At 46.2% G+C, this 18,238-nt stretch carries 12 protein-coding genes and 1 riboswitch; of the genes, 4 read left to right on the top strand and 8 right to left on the bottom strand.

Annotation, left to right across the window (positions count from 1 at the left end; all coding sequences use genetic code 11):
* Positions 1–12: 12 nt before the first annotated feature.
* The 6 genes from U1I11_RS19375 to U1I11_RS19350 form a co-directional block, all read right to left on the bottom strand.
* Positions 13–885 carry a cation diffusion facilitator family transporter gene (locus U1I11_RS19375; RefSeq protein ID WP_322907771.1) on the bottom strand — a complete coding sequence of 291 codons (873 nt, stop codon included), beginning with the start codon at positions 883–885 and terminating at the stop codon, positions 13–15.
* Positions 886–1,447: 562 nt separating this feature from the next.
* On the bottom strand, positions 1,448–3,073 hold the full coding sequence (locus tag U1I11_RS19370; RefSeq protein ID WP_322907770.1) for an ABC-F family ATP-binding cassette domain-containing protein: 1,626 nt from the start codon (positions 3,071–3,073) through the stop codon (positions 1,448–1,450).
* Positions 3,074–3,341: 268 nt separating this feature from the next.
* Entirely contained in the window at positions 3,342–4,511 is a 1,170-nt protein-coding gene (locus tag U1I11_RS19365; RefSeq protein ID WP_322907769.1) for a DNA glycosylase AlkZ-like family protein, read from the bottom strand.
* A 135-nt stretch (positions 4,512–4,646) separates the two neighbouring features.
* Positions 4,647–5,750 carry an MBL fold metallo-hydrolase gene (locus tag U1I11_RS19360; protein WP_322907768.1) on the bottom strand — a complete coding sequence of 368 codons (1,104 nt, stop codon included), beginning with the start codon at positions 5,748–5,750 and terminating at the stop codon, positions 4,647–4,649.
* Positions 5,751–6,218: 468 nt separating this feature from the next.
* The gene (locus tag U1I11_RS19355; protein WP_322907767.1) at positions 6,219–7,358 is read right to left on the bottom strand and encodes a helix-turn-helix transcriptional regulator; all 1,140 of its coding nucleotides are present in this window, start codon (positions 7,356–7,358) and stop codon (positions 6,219–6,221) included.
* A gap of 364 nt (positions 7,359–7,722) precedes the next feature.
* Positions 7,723–8,700: a hypothetical protein gene (locus U1I11_RS19350; RefSeq protein WP_322907766.1), complete on the bottom strand. Its 978-nt coding sequence runs from the start codon at positions 8,698–8,700 to the stop codon at positions 7,723–7,725.
* 264 nt (positions 8,701–8,964) lie between these two features.
* Here U1I11_RS19350 and gpmA point away from each other — a divergent pair, with 264 nt between their 5' ends.
* The 4 genes from gpmA (at position 8,965) to U1I11_RS19330 (ending at position 14,526) form a co-directional block, all read left to right on the top strand.
* The gene (gpmA, locus tag U1I11_RS19345; RefSeq protein ID WP_322907765.1) at positions 8,965–9,714 is read left to right on the top strand and encodes a 2,3-diphosphoglycerate-dependent phosphoglycerate mutase; all 750 of its coding nucleotides are present in this window, start codon (positions 8,965–8,967) and stop codon (positions 9,712–9,714) included.
* A gap of 169 nt (positions 9,715–9,883) precedes the next feature.
* Positions 9,884–10,651: a DUF4253 domain-containing protein gene (locus U1I11_RS19340; RefSeq protein WP_322907764.1), complete on the top strand. Its 768-nt coding sequence runs from the start codon at positions 9,884–9,886 to the stop codon at positions 10,649–10,651.
* Between the two features lie 500 nt (positions 10,652–11,151).
* Positions 11,152–12,294 carry a virulence factor gene (locus U1I11_RS19335; RefSeq protein WP_322907763.1) on the top strand — a complete coding sequence of 381 codons (1,143 nt, stop codon included), beginning with the start codon at positions 11,152–11,154 and terminating at the stop codon, positions 12,292–12,294.
* 454 nt (positions 12,295–12,748) lie between these two features.
* Positions 12,749–12,946: riboswitch (Lysine riboswitch) on the top strand.
* 107 nt (positions 12,947–13,053) lie between these two features.
* Positions 13,054–14,526 carry an amino acid permease gene (locus U1I11_RS19330; RefSeq protein ID WP_322907762.1) on the top strand — a complete coding sequence of 491 codons (1,473 nt, stop codon included), beginning with the start codon at positions 13,054–13,056 and terminating at the stop codon, positions 14,524–14,526.
* Between the two features lie 363 nt (positions 14,527–14,889).
* Here U1I11_RS19330 and U1I11_RS19325 read toward each other — a convergent pair whose 3' ends face one another.
* Both U1I11_RS19325 and xylB read right to left on the bottom strand, forming a co-directional pair.
* Positions 14,890–16,077, bottom strand: coding sequence for a transglutaminase domain-containing protein (locus tag U1I11_RS19325; protein WP_322907761.1), 1,188 nt, complete (start codon positions 16,075–16,077; stop codon positions 14,890–14,892).
* Between the two features lie 572 nt (positions 16,078–16,649).
* Positions 16,650–18,146 carry a xylulokinase gene (gene xylB, locus U1I11_RS19320; protein ID WP_322907760.1) on the bottom strand — a complete coding sequence of 499 codons (1,497 nt, stop codon included), beginning with the start codon at positions 18,144–18,146 and terminating at the stop codon, positions 16,650–16,652.
* Positions 18,147–18,238: the final 92 nt, after the last annotated feature.

Below are 18,238 nucleotides of genomic sequence, written 5' to 3'. Positions count from 1 at the left end.
ATCCGACAATGCTCAGCTTCCTTTCGGCTCCACATGCACATGTACATAATGAATATTATGCACTTTAGCCATCGTATGTTCAACCTGATCGGTAATATCATGGCTGTCACTGACCGACATATCGGGCGCAACTTCGATAATCACATCGACAAGCACCTGACTGCCATTGACGCGTGCTTTAATGTCTTTAATCGTCTCCACACCGGGAATAGACGCAATCGTCTCGCGCAGCTCAGGCAATTCTTTTTCGTCAAAACCATCGGTCAGCCGATGCATCGACTCTTGTAAAATATCCCAGGCGGTTTTACAAATGAGCAAGCCGACGACAATCGCTGCCGCCACATCGAGCCACGGCATACCGAATTGGGAACCGATGATGCCGACCGCTGCGCCGATACTGACCATCGCGTCAGACAGATTGTCTTTTGCTGCCGCGTGCAATGCTTGACTGTTCGTACGACGAGCAAGCGCCAAATTGTAGCGATACACACCGTACATAATGCCTGCGCACAAAATTGCCACTGCCGCCAGCCACGGTTCGGGCACCTGTTCATGACCACGGAACAGTGCACCGACCGCATCGATCAATACTTGAATGCCGACCATTGCCATAATGAGTGAAGCGACTAGCGCAGCGACCGTCTCGGCGCGAAAATGACCATACGCATGATCCGAATCCGGCGGCTTACGAGCGATACGCAAGCCGATCAAGACCGCGATCGAAGCGACGATATCGGTCAAATTATTCATACCGTCCGCACGCAACGCGCTGGACAGAAATATATAGCCAACAATCAATTTGAACGCCGACAACAGCAAATATGTGCCAATGCTAAGCCATGCCCCGCGCTCGCCTTCTTTTAAATTTTGATACACATCTACCATTTCGCTACAACCCCTCACATCCAGCAACAAACATAGGCTGCCTGTTCCCGATTTCATTTGTTCATCTTAACAAATGAGATTATTGTGGGTCTAGAGAAACGTTGTAGGGGAGGGCAAACCTTTTAGCCTTATATAAATGTTGTAGTGTCGGGCTAATCATGTGGTAGAAGTGAAATGTTGTAAGCAGGTGTAAACATTTTTGCATAGAGGAAAGATAGGGGGAGCAGGTCATTTTGTTCAATATCGTAAATACAATAGCGGTATGTGTACGACAGTTGACAGGATGATCGTGTTACTATCGTACAATAAAGCCAATAGTTGTCCATCACTCTTTGGTCATCCCCGTGTCAAATACATAAATGAACAAACCGAAAAAGCCCGCACCACCCATAACAAGTATACTTGTGTCAGGATGATACAGACTTTAATTAGATGCGATCAGGCTCATACGCAAACCAAGTTAAATTTCAACTTTGATTGTGTGCTGATATCCTCATCCATAATAGCTTAAGCCAGCTTAAACACTCCAATTCATCTCAGTCAAAATAGTAAACGATTCGGTTTACACTTCAACCGGATACATCTTTTGACGCATTTCCTGAATCTCTTTGCTTTCCAGGTATTCGTCATAACTCATCATCCGATCGATTACACCGTTTGGCGTAATTTCGATAATGCGGTTAGCGATCGTTTGCACGAACTGATGGTCATGCGATGTGAGCAAAATCGTACCGTCAAAGTCGATCAGACCGTTATTGAGCGCAGTGATCGATTCCAAGTCTAAGTGATTCGTTGGCTCGTCCAGCAGCAGTACGTTACCGCCCATCAGCATCATACGGGACAGCATACAACGAACTTTCTCGCCCCCGGACAATACGCTTGCTTTTTTCAAAGCTTCATCGCCGGAGAACAGCATCCGACCGAGGAATCCACGCAAGAACGATTCATCCGGGTCTTTGGAATATTCGCGCAACCAGTCAACAAGCGTCACGTCCACACCGTCAAAGTAAGCGGAGTTATCGTTCGGGAAATACGCTTGCGATGTCGTTACACCCCATTGATACGTCCCTGCATCTGGCTCGACTTCACCCATCAAAATTTGGAACAGCGTCGTTTTTACATTGCCGTTTGGCCCGACCAATGCGATTTTATCGCCTTTGTTTACGGTCAATGTCAAATTGTCGATCACTTTCTCGCCATCGATCGTTTTGGTCAAACCGTCGATTAGCAGCAATTGTTTGCCTGCTTCGCGTTCGCCTTTAAAGTTGATGAACGGATATTTACGGTTAGATGGACGAATGTCATCCAACGTAATTTTGTCGAGCATTTTTTTACGGGAAGTCGCTTGCTTGGATTTGGATTTGTTGGCGCTAAAACGTTGGATAAACGCCTGCAATTCCTTCACCTTATCTTCTTTTTTCTTATTTTGCTCACGGCTTAATTGCAGCGCAAGCTGGCTGGACTCGTACCAGAAGTCATAGTTACCTACGTACATTTGGATTTTGCCAAAGTCGATATCAGCGATATGCGTACAAACCGTGTTCAAAAAGTGACGGTCGTGACTGACTACGATAACGGTGCCGTCATAGGACGCGAGGAAGTTTTCGAGCCAGTGAATCGATTCGATGTCCAAATGGTTCGTAGGCTCATCCAGCAGCAGGATGTTCGGGTTGCCAAACAATGCCTGTGCGAGCAACACACGTACTTTCTCGTTGCCGTTCAGTTCCTTCATCATTTTGTATTGCATTTCGTTGTCGATCCCGAGACCGTTCAGCATTTCGGCAGCTTCGGATTCCGCTTCCCAGCCGTTCATTTCCGCAAATTCGGCTTCTAGCTCGCCGGCACGCATGCCGTCTTCATCGCTGAAATTTTCTTTTGCGTACAATGCATCTTTTTCCTTCATAATATCGTACAGACGCTTGTGACCCATAATTACGGTTTCCAGCACCTGAAATTCGTCATACTCGGATTGGTTCTGCTTCAGAATCGCCATCCGCTCGCCCGGTGTGATATGCACGTCACCTTCGTTTGGCTCTACTTCACCGGACAAAATTTTCAGAAATGTCGATTTACCGGCACCATTCGCACCGATCAAACCGTAACAGTTACCTGGTGTGAATTTAATATTTACATCTTCAAAAAGGGCGCGCTTACCGTAACGCAGCGTGACACCTGAAGTACTAATCATGTATACAACCCATCCTTATCCTTAGTAAAATATAATACTGAAACTTTCCAATCTCATGAAAAAGAGACAGTATTCGTTTTCATAAAACGACTGTTAGCATTAGTATACCACACAAATTAGGGTAATCGTAAGGATGGGCTGCTTGTTTAATCATTAAAATTTAAAAAGAACGCTTTTCGACAAGCAGAGTGAATGAGGGTATGAGCCGCCCATGTTTAACTGCTAGCAAAAGTAGTACTGATCTCGGATGGCGGATAGGGAATTGGATTTATACATAAACATCCTTCGTGTTACCGTATACTAACTGCTCACAACCTACAAACGATTGTAGTCTGCTTATGCTGTCATGCACATGTGCAAGCGTACTCTGGTTCGTTTTGCCGCTAAACAGAGTAAGCTGTTTGACGATCAGCGTTCGGGTAGAGCGTTCATTTTTCAGATCAACTACACCAACGATGTCTCGACCTACCAAAATAGGCAATGCATAATAACCGTATTTTCTTTTTTCAGGTGGGATATAGCTTTCCAGCTTGTAATCTACACCAAACAATCTTTGCAATCGTTCCCGGTTACGAATCATATTGTCAAATGGAGACAGCAGCGTGGATCGTTCCCCGTTGGCACAAGCCGCTGCATGAATTAAAGGTATATCCGCTGTACGCACAAATTGTCGCTCAGACTGATGATCCACGCGAATTTCTTGCACAATTTCTCGTTCTACTAAACGATGCAGCACCTTTTCTATAGCAGTACGCGGCAAATTAAAATAATGCTTTAACTCTTTTAGCGAAACAACACCTATATTTTCAAAACTTTTATTTACCAAATGCACAATGAGCGCATCATCCGGAGCGATGTTTTGCCAATCATAAAAGGAACGCACTGTCCGGCGATACAATTTATTGAAATTCGCGTCTCTGGACACTTCAATCAAGCCTGCACGCCACAAACGATCCAATGCACTGCGTACAGGCGAAACATGCCACTTTTCCTGTTGATTTGCGTTTGTAGCAGGCAGTGAATCGCTCTGAAACTCACGCGAGTATTTCGAGTTGGACGGATGCGTCTGTTCATAAATGCGGTACAAACTTGAGACATGTTCATGATCAAGCAAAGCCCGGTGCCGCAACGAATAATGATAATCCAGATGAGCAGCCGTTGCAGACGGAACGAGACATAACGCAAACAGATAACATTCCAATACTTGCTGTTTCCGGTACAGCTCGTTTAAATCGTCCATACGATAATGAGGATAGCGCGACCAGAAAAATAAATCTTGGCTACGCAACAAGACGTTCATGGAATCAAGCTGCACATAACCGATCCGCTTAAAAAAGGCTTGCCAGTCTTCATTGGGCTGTGATTGCGAATCGGTAAACAGCAGATTTTGCTTGTACAATTGCAGCGAAATGACTTCATTTACACCGATACTGTCCATGATTACACTCCTTCAAATGAGATGTTGCCACCATTAATATCCCATAAGATGAAGAACCATTCATCTGGCTAGCAAGCAGCGGCAATAGTGTAGGCGATGTCCGCCAGATAAGCAAATTCCAGCCAAAAGATACGATCATGCATCCGAACGACATGCTTCAATCCGCTGCTCTGCTTCTTCATCCAGTAATCCGTGCACAATTAACGTCTCGCCATAGCCAAGCACACGAATACGCTCCCCGGCAATATGCAGACGCTGGCGTTCAGCGTCCAGACGATCAAGCGCCTCGCGTGCTGTATCATCTGCCAGTTTAAATGTGCCATAATGCATCGGTACCATAATTTCGGCGCATATATCGTTAAATGCACGCAGCGCTTCCTCTGGTGTCGTATGCTGAGAACTGTTAAACCATTCCGGCTCATACGCACCGATCGGCAGCAAAGCCACATCGATCCGGTGACGGCGACCGATCTCGGCAAAACCTGGGAAATAACCGCTATCCCCGGCAAAATAGACCGTTGGTGGCACTGCACGCTGCTGATAACCTAGCTCCTGCCTACTGTCATCCGCCGCGATTGTCGGATGAAGCTGTACCGGATCATACGCGGTCACCCACGGATTATGCGCCTCATCCGGCATGATTGGATGATGCACCGGTTCCAGCACATATCCGCCCCAATGCGATGTGTTCGTATCGAGCAATGTGCGGCGGCTCCAATGCTGAGTCGGCACAAACGTCAAATTCAGATCACCGATTTTGAACGTTTCCCACCACTGCATTTCATGACAGCGCCCAAAGCCTTTACGCTGCATTTTCCGTTTCAAGCCCGCTGGCACGATAATCGTCGTCGAGCTGCGATACAATTTCCGGATTGAGCTAATATGCATATGATCATAATGCGAATGCGAGATCAAAATCAGATCGATCGGTGGAATGTCTTCAATCGGAATGCCCGGCTGTCCAATCCGACGCTGAAAAGCGAGCCGCTGCGCCCATACCGGATCAGTCACAATATTCAAACCTTCATATTGAATAAAAAAAGTCGAATGCCCGATCCATGTAATCGAAGCATCCTCACGGTTAGCATGCAAATAATCCATCTTTGGCTCATGATGGGGCACTAGATACGAGCGATCACGCAGCGCCTTTTTGCGCCGATCGTCACGCCATTGTCTGAATTGCTTCAGCGTTTTATCAATGCCGACATTGTCCACATTATGATAGCGAGCTTTAGCCATAAACAAACTCCCTCCCCTGCTGCATACAAAATGTAAGCGCTTGAATATAAGTCGGTAGACAAACATCACAACCTATCATGCAAACAAATGCTGCAAACAAAATGCCAAGGCGATGTCATCCACAGTTCCCTGGCATCGTTGGCAGGCGGGAGACACGTCTGGCTGTCGTCTTTGCCGATCTATTACCCGGTTTCAAACATGCCGCAACATCGCTTGCACTTGCATCGGTACGATATACATATATTAACGTGAATCGTACTTTACGAGCATTTACATATGCTCGATTTCTTACTCAACATATAGTTTTGCTCGACATCAACACGATCTAACAAATACATACATTTATTTATACAGCCTAATCCGTTAGCGAAAGATGGTGCTCTACACCAAATGGACGCACTAATGAACTCGTTAACGAACGCATTAACACATTCACTAACGAACTCACTATTGTTCGCTTGAAGCGTATTACTCCCTTACTTCACCGCGCACATAACGAATCATTTCTATATACTGCGTATCCCCAAGCCCATAATGCGTGAACAACGTTAACATATTACACACCAGCTCGTGCTCGTCTGTATCAGCATGGGCTACAATATAACGATGTAGCTCATTGTCCGACTGCTGAAGCTGAATGTACAGACGAATACTCTGATACATGACCGGTAATAACTGCTGCTGTGGCATCTGATGATGTAGCAGTACCTGTTCGTATAATGAAGCAAACGAACCGAGCTGCATTTCCGTCTGCTGTACTTCATACGTCTGCTCCTGCACGATGTTAAAATATACCGTTCCGCGATAATGCTGCTGTTCCAAATACGCCAGCATCGTCAGCAAATTCAACTGGCAAAATAGATCATCTCCAAACCATAACACTACACAAGTATATTCATGCAAATGAGTAAACAGCTTGTGCAGCGGCTTTAGCACAATCTGCTCATATTGCGCCAGCGTACTGCCATGCCCTGCCGCACGTACCGCACAAAACGATGCGTCAAAAGGATGATCTGTCACTTCATGCACACACATCGCTTCATTAAAAGGCACATAATTACTCGCCCCCATCCACTGGTGCGACTGAAATCGCTCATACATTAACTGTCCATTTAATACATTTAACAAATCATGCTCATGCAGCTGCTCCACCTGATTTTGCAAACGCCAAATCGTCTCGCTAATCGTCGTATCGATCTGCATTTTTACTTCGCTCCCTTTTACATTCCGTTTGGCATACATTTGCAGCGGCTGCGGATGTTGACGATACGCTGCTGGTGTGATGCCAAACAGCTCTTTAAACGCTCGCGCAAATGCCGCCTGTGATGAATATCCATACTGTATCGCAATATCAATAATCCGCTCATCCGTTTCGCTTAAACAGGCTGCCGCCAGCAACATTTTGCGTAACAGTGTATATTTTTTGATGCTAATGCCGGTATGGTGATGAAACAGAAACGAGCAATAAAATGGCGAATACCCGATCTGCTGACCGAGCTTTACTAGCGAAAACGGCTCAAGTTGAGTAAGGGAATATTCGATTTGGTCGATCATCTTCTGCACAGGATGAGCAGAAGCGGATAATCGGTTTGTTGAGGGTTTATACATGGGCTGACCCTTTCCTGTAAGTAGTTATAATATGTATGTAGTATAGCGGCTTGTATGGAACGATTTTTGATAATAGTTGTGATGATTATTCTCATATTAAAAAACTATGCATAGCCGATTAGTCGTCTTCTTTTATCAGGTAAAACATTGTGATGGTTTATATCTATTTATGATTTCGATCGCCATTACATCGTTTGATTTCTTAAATTAGTATGTATACATTCATACTGTTACGCATAAAAACATAAGTTGATAATCGTAATTTTCTTATCGAGAATTAGAAGTGCTACCTTAGTTTTCCCCGGTAACACTTCACGCAAATCTATTCCGATTATGCTTTTAAACATTCGTAGTGCCGAGCATATTAATATTCAAAACAATGCATAAATGCTGCTTCGTCTACTACTTTCGTTTTAATGCAATACGCAGAATAAAGAAAAGTAATCTTCCTTCTTGTATATGCATCTTCCGAAACAAAATATTGTGCTTTAGACGCATAAAAGCAATGATTCCCATCTCTTATCATATTGTCTAAAGAATTTTTATCTTTCTTTAATTTCTCATTAAATAATGGGTGTAGATCAAGAAGCGCATATCCTTGAATCAACAATAAATCACAGCTTAAATGCATATTATTTAGCGAAAACCAGCTTTTTGCTATCTCAGGCCATTTCTTAATCAACGTTTCTTCATCATCTTGAAACGAATCTAAAAAAGGGAACATATGATAAAGTAATTTACTTAATAATAACTGCTCACCTAGCGGGTATTTTTGATTTAAACTACTTTCAAAATCTGTGTTTTTAATATATTCTCTTAATTTTTTGTATTTGACAGTATCTTTAAAAATCGAATCATACATTTCTGTCAAAAAAACTTGCATATTTTCCGCTGAATATGTGCCTCCACACGAATTCAATAAATCATACATTGGATGCGAAGTGTCTATTTGACTCATATCCACATTAAACGAACAGATCATATCTTCTCTTGGAATAGATAATTTTGCTTCAGGGCCTATGATATAGTTTTCGAAACATTTTAGCATAGGTTCTTTTGTAATTACTGGTGATCCATTGTAAACTGCTACACAATTCATATCGTTGATAGTTTCAGCAAAATCAAAATCTTCCTTAACGTTATTGTAATACTCTTTTTTATAATTATTTGCTCGATCTTTAATGTGAGCCATGCTATAAGGAAATTTATATTTCTTTTTCAATTGAAAAATGGTTTGTTTAAATGCAATATCTACATCATTTTTATCTAAACGAGGTTCTTTCATATATTTAATTACATTCCAGTCTAAATATATATACTTAGCATTAGGATTTATTAACATATTTATCCCCCCTTTTTTTCCTATATTTTAGCATATTATTTTAAGTGAATCTTCAGGGGGAAATTCGTATCTTCAAATAGATTTACCTCACGAGAATTCAATGATGATTAAAAGTATTCTTTCCTAAGTCACTATGTAAATTAAAAATCCTAAATCATCTACGATTGTGACTTGCTTGCTGTGGTTAAAATGAACATAGAGAGCCATCATTTCTATAGCAATTAATAGTCTCCATCACCCAGTTAAGGAAAGGAGCATTACAGCATGTACAGCGTAATTCTTGTTCGGCATGGCGAAAGTGTATACAATCAGCAAAATCTGTTCACAGGCTGGACGGATGTGGCATTGACGGAGCGTGGCATTCATGAAGCGTGCGAAGCGGGGCAGTTGATTCGGGAAGCCGGGTATACGTTTGATATGGCGTTTTCGTCAGTTCTGAAGCGTTCGATCCAGACGATGCATTATATTTTGGATGAGCTTGATCTGCTGTGGATTCCGGAGCAAAAAGCATGGAAGCTGAATGAACGCCATTACGGTGCGCTGCAAGGATTGAGCAAAACGGATACGGCACACCAGTACGGCGAGGAGCAACTTCATCTGTGGCGCCGCAGTTTGGCCGTTCGTCCGCCGCTGCTCAAACCGGATGATCCACGCAGCCCGCGTCTGGAAGCACGTTACCAGAATATCCATCAGCATCAATTACCGCTAGGCGAAAGTTTGCAAGATACGGTCGTCCGTGTCGGCGACTTCTGGCATCACCGGATTGTCCCACTCATTCGCAAAAAAGAACGTATTCTAATTAGCGCCCACGGCAATACATTGCGCGCCTTAATCAAATACATGGAAAACATCGACGAAAAAACGCTGACTGAGCTGAATATTCCGACCGGCATTCCGCTCGTATATGAGCTGGATGAGCATGTAAAGCCGATTCGCCGTTTTTATTTGGGTGAGCAGGAACATATCGATCGCAAATCCGCTGAAGTTGCTGATCAAGGAAATGTGACGGAGTAATTGGCTGCGCTATTTTAGCGTATACTTTAGCTGTATATAACGATGTGGCAGTTTAACCCGCCTTGCCGAACAGCCGTACACATCATTATGTACAGCAGTCATACATAGTGAACATGACGGCTTACCGTTACCAATGGAACATCATCTACTCACAGAGGGGAATTTGATTATGAATCAGCATATGCGAAGCTTGCTTCGACAGTATGAAACAAAACCGGTTGAAATCCGTGATATCACCTATCCAGCACCTTATCAAAATGAGCACTGGTTGCTCGTCATCCCGAGCGAAAATTTGCTGGAAATGATGGAAGAAGCTGCTGCCGAAGCAGATTCATTTACAGCGGCTGTACAAACAAGTATCGCAAACTCCGAACAACTGACATTTACCGATGGACTGCGGCGCTCTATCTCGTGGCTGCTGGAATATAATGAATTGCCAGCCGAATACGAGCCGCTGGAAAAGCTGTCCACCGCGCAGCTTTATGCTGCCTACCGCCAAGTGCAGGAGTCGGAACAACCGCTGCACATGCTAGATGAGCAGCTAGTTGCCACCAGTAGTACATTGCCTGTACCGGACGCTCACTGGGCAGAATGCCGGCAAGAAGATGGCGCATTTTGGCTAAAACTGCCACAAGGACGTGAATATGAAGCACCAGCTCTGATTGCGATGGGCGGCTATAATGAATGCCCACTGCCGGAAATCCAAATCACCGTGTTCCGCGCATGGCAACAACAATACGGTGCACTTCCGATTGCAGTAAGTGAAAACGTCTGGATTTTGCGCGCAGCACGCCGTCCACAAACCGATGAAGAAGCACTCGCACTTGCTAGACAACATATGTTGTTTTGTCAGTATGTGCTAGAGCATTTTGATACGGTAGGCGAATATGCGCGCTATTTGCAACAGCAGGATATTTGGTATTTTTGGTGGGATTGATAGGATCGCTAAGCAAATACCAGTCGCTAACATTGTAGCTTGGAAATGGAGCAAGCACAGTGGATGATCCGATTGGCGAGCAATCAGTCGAAAGCAATCGGCAACACCGACTTGGAGATGGCACACGTATTTCAACAATGAACATATAGTATCGATATGGAAACGATATCAGTCATGCAGCACAGACGATTACAGTCTGTGCTTTAATTTTGCGGCAGCATGCTATACATCAAAACAGGCGCACAATCGGATTCCGGACTGCTTTTCTGATCATGGCTGTGCCAACGACTGATCATTTGGGGTACAATAGATAATGATCTAAAGCTAGTTTCGTGCTATACAGATGCGCGATGAATACTATAGCAGGCATTGCTAGCTGAGCGGCGGCAAATGATAATCTATTTTGCAGACGTTACTGATATGTACTGAAGCCTGCAACTGAACTGCCCCCTTTTCATGCATACGTATTCCATTCCACATATACAGGAGGTACACCTACAATGAACATTTTATCCATCGAGCCTACACCAAGTCCGAATACGATGATGCTGCGGGTCGACGAAACGCTGCCAGCTGGTATGCGCAAAACGTATACGCTGGATAATGAGCGTTCCGCGCCCGCTTTTATCCGCGAAATGCTGCACATTAATGGCGTCAAAAGCGTCTTCCATACCGCTGACTTTGTAGCGCTGGATCGGCGTGCGAATGCGGATTGGTCGGCTATTTTAAATGAGGTGCAACAAAAGCTCGGTCGTGACGGAATCGAGAACAAGCTGGACGTACCGGACGATTTGTCAGGCGAGCATTTTGGGGAAGCGAATGTATTTGTGCAGTTTTTCCGTGGCATTCCGATGCAAATTCGTGTCAAAGCAGGCACAAAAGAAGAACGGATTTCCCTAGCGGATCGTTTCGTACAAGCGGTCACCGAGGTGGCAAGCGCCACATTGATCAAGGAGCGCAAACTAACCGATTACGGTGTGCGTTATGGCGAGCTGCCAGATATCGCGCGTGAAGTGGAACAGGAACTGGAAGCTGCCTTTCCGCCGGAACGTCTGCGCAAAATTATCGCACAGGCGATTTCGCACGGGGCGAGTCATGAAGAATTTATCGAGCAGCGCCGCGAAATGTCACCGCAGGAAATTGCGCAAGCGCTGGAGCATGACGACTGGCGCGTGCGGTATGCTGCGTTTGATGTACTGGAACCGAATGAAGGTAGCCTGCCGCTGATCCGCAAAGCGCTAGACGATGACAAAATGCAAATTCGTCGCCTTGCCGTCGTCTATTTGGGCGATCTGAAAACACCTGCTGCGCTGGAGCTGCTTTATTATGCGCTGGAAGACAAATCGGCGGCAGTGCGCCGTACCGCTGGTGATACATTGTCCGATATCGGTGATCCGGCTGCCACACCAGCGATGCTGAAAACATTGCAAGATAGCAGCAAACTCGTCCGCTGGCGCGCAGCACGCTTCCTGTACGAAGTCGGCACCGAAGAAGCACGCGCTGCGCTGGAAACGGCGGTAGATGATCCTGAATTCGAAGTCAGCCTGCAAGCGAAAATGGCGCTGGAACGGATCGAATCCGGCGAAGAAGCAGCCGGCACGATCTGGCAGCAAATGGCACGCAGTCGCCAGCAAAACGGTTAAAAAATTCGGAGCATACAGCCGCTTTTTAAGCGATTAAAGTGCACGATATGACACTACAATATGGCTCGGTGTTGCTATGCTCATCATGTTCAGTACAAATACGTGCGCCGTTGGCGAAGTTAGTCATTTACGTCACCACTATGCAGCTATCATGCTGCGGATTCCAGCGCGCTCGATATGCTTTAGCGCATTGAAATGCTATCTGCCCAGTGTGCAGCTTCCGATCCGCTGACGGAAGATCGATTCTCCTTGTTAACGAATCGGTCATATGGCTATTGTTCACTCCAGCCACTTCATCCGTACTGTTTCACACTTGTATAAACATTGTATACTTTTTTGTATTGCAAAAGTAAAATCATTGCCAAATGAACGGTGAAAAGCTATACTTTAACACAGCCGTATCAGTATCGTACTGACCGGATTACAATTGCATAATGCCTCATCACACCAACCAAGATGAGGTAGAGGTCGCAGCATGGATGAGTACAATCGGAGCAGGCATAGGAGTTGCCGATGATCCCGGTCGGAAAGGTTATGCTGCCGAAGTGCGATGCTGCACTCCAATCGCATCGTGCTGGGGCTGTGCTCGAAAGGGACAGAACTGTCACAATGAAAAAAACCTAGCCTTTCATTGTGTTGAGCTATCTTAAAGGGGAAGTATGATGCGGGATCGATATCGATAGATCGCAGTTAGCCTGTGGTCTATTTTTTATTATCCTTCTTCCCCTGAACGATGATGAAGGAGTGTATCCAAGCAACATGAGTTCACCTGTAACAAACACAACCAAAACCCAACTTAAAGCCGGTCTACGTGCCCGCCATATGACGATGATCGCCCTCGGCGGCTCAATCGGAACCGGTCTGTTTCTGGCGAGCGGCGGCGCTGTCGCAAGCGCAGGCCCTGGCGGTGCGCTGCTCGCCTATGTGTGCGTTGGCATTATGGTTTATTTTCTGATGACTAGTCTTGGAGAAATGGCTACGTATATGCCAGACTCCGGTTCATTTAATACGTATGCGGCGCGTTTTGTTGATCCAGCTTTTGGATTTGCGATGGGCTGGAATTATTGGTACAACTGGGCGGTCACGATTGCTGCTGAGCTGTCGGCGGCGACGATTATTATTAAGTACTGGTTTCCGGAAAGCTCATCGTTCCTGTGGAGTTTGCTATTTCTCGCCGTACTGTTTTTACTAAATGTATTATCGGTAAAAGGATTCGGGGAATCAGAATACTGGTTTGCGATGATCAAAATCGCCATCGTCATTTTGTTTCTGATCGTCGGCGTGTTAATGATCTTCGGCATTATGGGCGGCGAAGCGGTCGGTTTCCGCAATTTCACGATTGGCGATGCACCGTTCCACGGTGGGTTGCTCGCTTTTATCGGCGTCTTTATGGCGGCAGGCTTCTCGTTTCAGGGCACCGAGCTAATCGGTGTGGCAGCAGGTGAAAGCGAGAATCCGCGTCAGCATGTACCGCGTGCGATTCGGCAGGTGTTTTGGCGCATTCTGATCTTTTACGTTTTGGCGATTCTCGTCATCGGTCTGCTTATTCCGTATACGACACCAACGCTGCTCGGCAGTGATTTGACTGATATCGGGGTAAGTCCGTTTACGCTTATTTTCCAAAAAGCAGGCTTGGCATTTGCAGCTGCCGTGATGAATGCGGTCATTTTGTCATCAGTGCTGTCTGCTGGTAACTCAGGTATGTACGCTTCTACCCGTGTACTGTTTGCACTCGCGCGCGAAGGCAAAGCGCCGAAGCTGTTTGCACGACTCAATTCACGCGGTATTCCGCAAAATGCACTGATCGTCACGGCTGCATTTGGGATGCTCGCCTTTTTCGCCTCGTTTTTTGGCGATGGAATCGTATATAGCTGGCTGCTGAACGCATCCGGTATGTGCGGCTTTATTACATGGCTCGGCATAGCGATTAGCCATTATCGTTTCCGCCGCGCGTTTGTCGCTCAAGGGCGTGATCTCAATGAACTGCCGTTCCGTGCTAGATGGTTTCCGTTTGGACCGCTGTTTGCCTTTATACTATGTGCGATCGTCATCGTTGGACAGAGCTTGTCGTACATTACGGCAGATGGGATCGACTGGAAATCGATCTTTGCCACTTATGTGAGCGTGCCGCTATTTCTAATCTTGTGGCTCGGTTACAAATGGATCAAACGCACACGCATCATCCCACTGGAGCAATGCGACCTGGACACCGGTGCCCGTGAAGATATGTAATAGAAACGATCTGTAATGGAAATGCTGTGTAATGGAAATAATATGCGCTGAAAACGACGTGGGATAGTCATCAGTTAAGATGAACGCATAATGCTCAACCGAACTAACTCCATCGCAGCTATCGCAAAGTTTGTGCTCGCACACCAACATAGACAAACCGTCTACGCTGCTGTACAAAACACTATTTTATATAAAAATAAAAAACCTTTCCGTTACGCCACCGTTATCTGTCTGTCAGATGACGGTGGTGTGATACGGAAAGGTTTTTGGTGTCTGCTTGATTTGTTCGTTAGTGCGTAATCGTTAGTTACGGTGTTGTAACTTCCAGCTTGCTTATTTGGAGTCTGCTTATTCCGAGCCTTTTCACTTCCAGTAAAGCGTCACTTTCAGATCATTATTGCTACTGTTCATCGACTGCACCGTATACGAGATCGAGCGTACGCCGATGGAAGATAGTGTGCGCAGATCGCTTTTCAGGCTAGTCAGATTGCCGCTATAGCGGAAAGTAAGCATCGCTTTGCCGTTAGTGCGTGCCGTTTGTACTTGCGCTTTGAGCGCTGCGCCAGAGATGATCGCATTGTTGTTCGCTGTAGTCGCACCTGTACTTGTGCCTGTCGTCGTAGTCGTCGTGCCGGAAGCTGCCGCATTGTTGCCTACGTTAGCATAATCAAGCGCTTGCGCCAGTTGCTCATATACGGTTGACTGACTGCCGCCACTGCTGATCAATTTATCGAGTGTGCTTTCGTACGTCGTGCTAGCAGCCGGATATTTTTTCGTCCAATTATGATCCTTTTTCATCTGTGCATCGGTCAGCAAATAATACGTTGTGTCCACACCATCGCCTTGATCTGGCACCGGATCATCCCATGTCGTATCCAAATGGTACCAAGTACCGTCCAAATTAACGAGGTTCCAGGCATGCAGTTCGCCGCCCGCCGTACCTTCGACGATCATGTTTTGAATGCCGGTTTCTTTGAGCAGTTCATAGGTGAGCAACGCATAACCTTGACATACGGCTGTACCGTCGTGCAAAGCTTCGTAAGCGGTATAACGCGTATACGTCTCATCATATTTCAAATGACGTACGACCCAATCATGAATCACTTTCACTTTTTCATGATCATTCATACCGGGCGTAATAATCGTAGCCAGAATCTGCTTCACCTGGCTTTGTACATAGCTCGTCTGTGCAGCGGTTTCCCGATAATTCATCGTTACGGTTACTTTGGCGGAATATGAATTTTGACGCCAGCTCAAACCGTAGCTGTCCAGTATATACTGTGTATACGGGTCTTTCTCCAGCGCCTGCTCAAAAGCATCCTGAAGCATCGCCTTCAGGCCTGCAGTCGTTCCATTATATACAAATGTCGTCTCCGCCTCACGGTTCATTAATGAACGATACAGCTGATTTACAACATCGCTGGAACTGTACATGACGTTTTGTGCAGTAGCTGCCTGAGCAGACTGCGGAGCACTAACAAGTGGCAAGCCGGCGAACAATAACGTTCCGGCCAGCAAAGTTTTGGCCCAGAGATGACTCGATTTTTTCATGCAGACGTATCCGCCCTTCCCAAAATGAATTCGCTTTAATGCATTATATCGGCAAAATGACAGGTTGCAATAATAGAATAAGCGAGCGATGACGTAAATTATTTTTGCCTCTATCATACAACGCATCAACGATTCTATAGTTGCGCGTATTGAACATACAGGCAACTAGTTTGTTTCGGCAAAGCGTGTCATTTTGCTCATTATAACACTAAGTTTGGCGCATATAACAGTCTCGGATTGTGAAGTGGCATAACGAATGGAATCCAAACTTACCTGCAATTTTCCGTACACATACTAAACGGGCTATGAACCTATTGTCCATAACCCGCCTGTTGTATTGTTATGTTGCCTGCCGCATCATTGTGATCAATTAAGCGACTGCATATTCTCATGTTCATTCAGGATAGCGGCGTCCTTTAAGCGCTTGACTTCCAATACGTTCAGACACATGTAAACTTGGCTTTTTATGGAAACAAATGATTGCGTTTATATGGTGTCAGATCGTCTATATGCTGCCAGATCGTCGATCATCACTAACGCTTACCGAGCGCCAGCACCTGCCAGCCTATCCATTAACCGCGTAGACGCGCCAATCTGCGATTCAGTTCAGCCGTCTGCTCATACACATCGCGATAGATCGCAAACAGCTCGTTATAACGCTGTACACGTTGTTCATCCGGCGCGTACGAACGCGAAGTGCGCAAAAATGCCGCCGCACATTGCTCCAACGATGGGAACCAGCCGCTGCCGTATGCTGCCAGCATCGCCGCGCCCATCGCCGGGCCTTGCTCATTTTCAAGCCGCACGACGGTAGCACCAAAAATATCCGCCTGCATTTGCAGCCATGTTTCGTTTTTGGCGCCACCACCGATCGAGATCACTTCGGTAATCGTTTTGCCAGACGCACGTAAAATGTCGATCGACTCGCGCAGTGAAAACGTAATTCCTTCCAGCACCGCCCGGGCAAAATGAGGCAATTTATGCGAAGCATCCATCCCGATAAAGCTGCCGCGGATGTCCGCATCCGGATGCGGTGTACGCTCACCGACAATATACGGCGTGAACAATAGTCCCTCCGCGCCCGGCGCAATCTCATCGATTCCACTTAGCAATGTCTCAAATGACTGCTCCGCCGCAAACGTACTGCGGAACCATTCCAGACTGTACCCGGCAGCAAGCGTCACGCCCATAATATAAAACGCATCCCGTTCACTATGATTGAAAAAGTGCACTTTACCTGCAAAATCAAGGTCCCTACGCTCCTCATACGACAAGACGACACCGGATGTACCGATGCTGCACATCGTCTGTCCTTCCGTCAAAATGCCCGCACCTATCGCACCGCATGCATTATCCGCACCGCCCGCATAAACGCGAGTATCCACACGCAGCCCGGTCGCAGCCGCAACATCCGGCAACAATCCACCTACATCGTCAAACGATTCCACCAACCGCGGGCAAAAAGACAGCGGCAGCTCAAACGCAGACGCAATCCGCTCGCTCCACACTTTGCCTGCTACATCGAGCAGCAGCGTACCCGCTGCATCGGAATAATCCATCGCCAAATCACCGGTTAACCGGAAACGTACATAATCTTTGGGCAATACAAACAGTGCGGCACGCTGCCAGTTGTCCGGCTCATGCTCTTGTACCCATAATATTTTGGGCAGCGTAAAGCCTTCCAGCGCGCGATTGCGGGCAATTTGCAGCAACTCGCTCCCGAGCGTTTGCTCAATCCGACGACACTGCGCCGTTGTGCGTGTATCATTCCACAACATTGCCGGACGAATGACATGCTGCTGCTCATCCAGCAGTACTAGTCCATGCATTTGCCCGGAAAAGCTCAAGCCCTCGATCTCGCTTGCTGGCACATTGGACACGTCCAGCAGTCTGCGCAGCGACAACAGCGTCTTGTCTACCCAATCTTCCGGATTTTGCTCACTATAGCCGGGCTTTGGTTGGGACAGCGGATACGACTCCGATGTTTCAAAAGCGACTTGTCCTTGGCGATTGACAAGCACCGTTTTCACTGCACTCGTACCGAGATCAACACCGATCACATAGCTCATACGATAACCTCCTAAGCGATAGCTGTTCATTTGCTAGTTTATGTCTGAATACATCGTTTGCACCTAGCTGAAAATGGATAATGTTATTTATA

It is taken from the genome of Paenibacillus campi, from assembly GCF_034659835.1.
Classification (GTDB): domain Bacteria; phylum Bacillota; class Bacilli; order Paenibacillales; family Paenibacillaceae; genus Saccharibacillus; species Saccharibacillus campi.
Note: the sequence above shows the minus strand (reverse complement) of the source record. Positions and strands in the feature narration are given on the sequence as shown.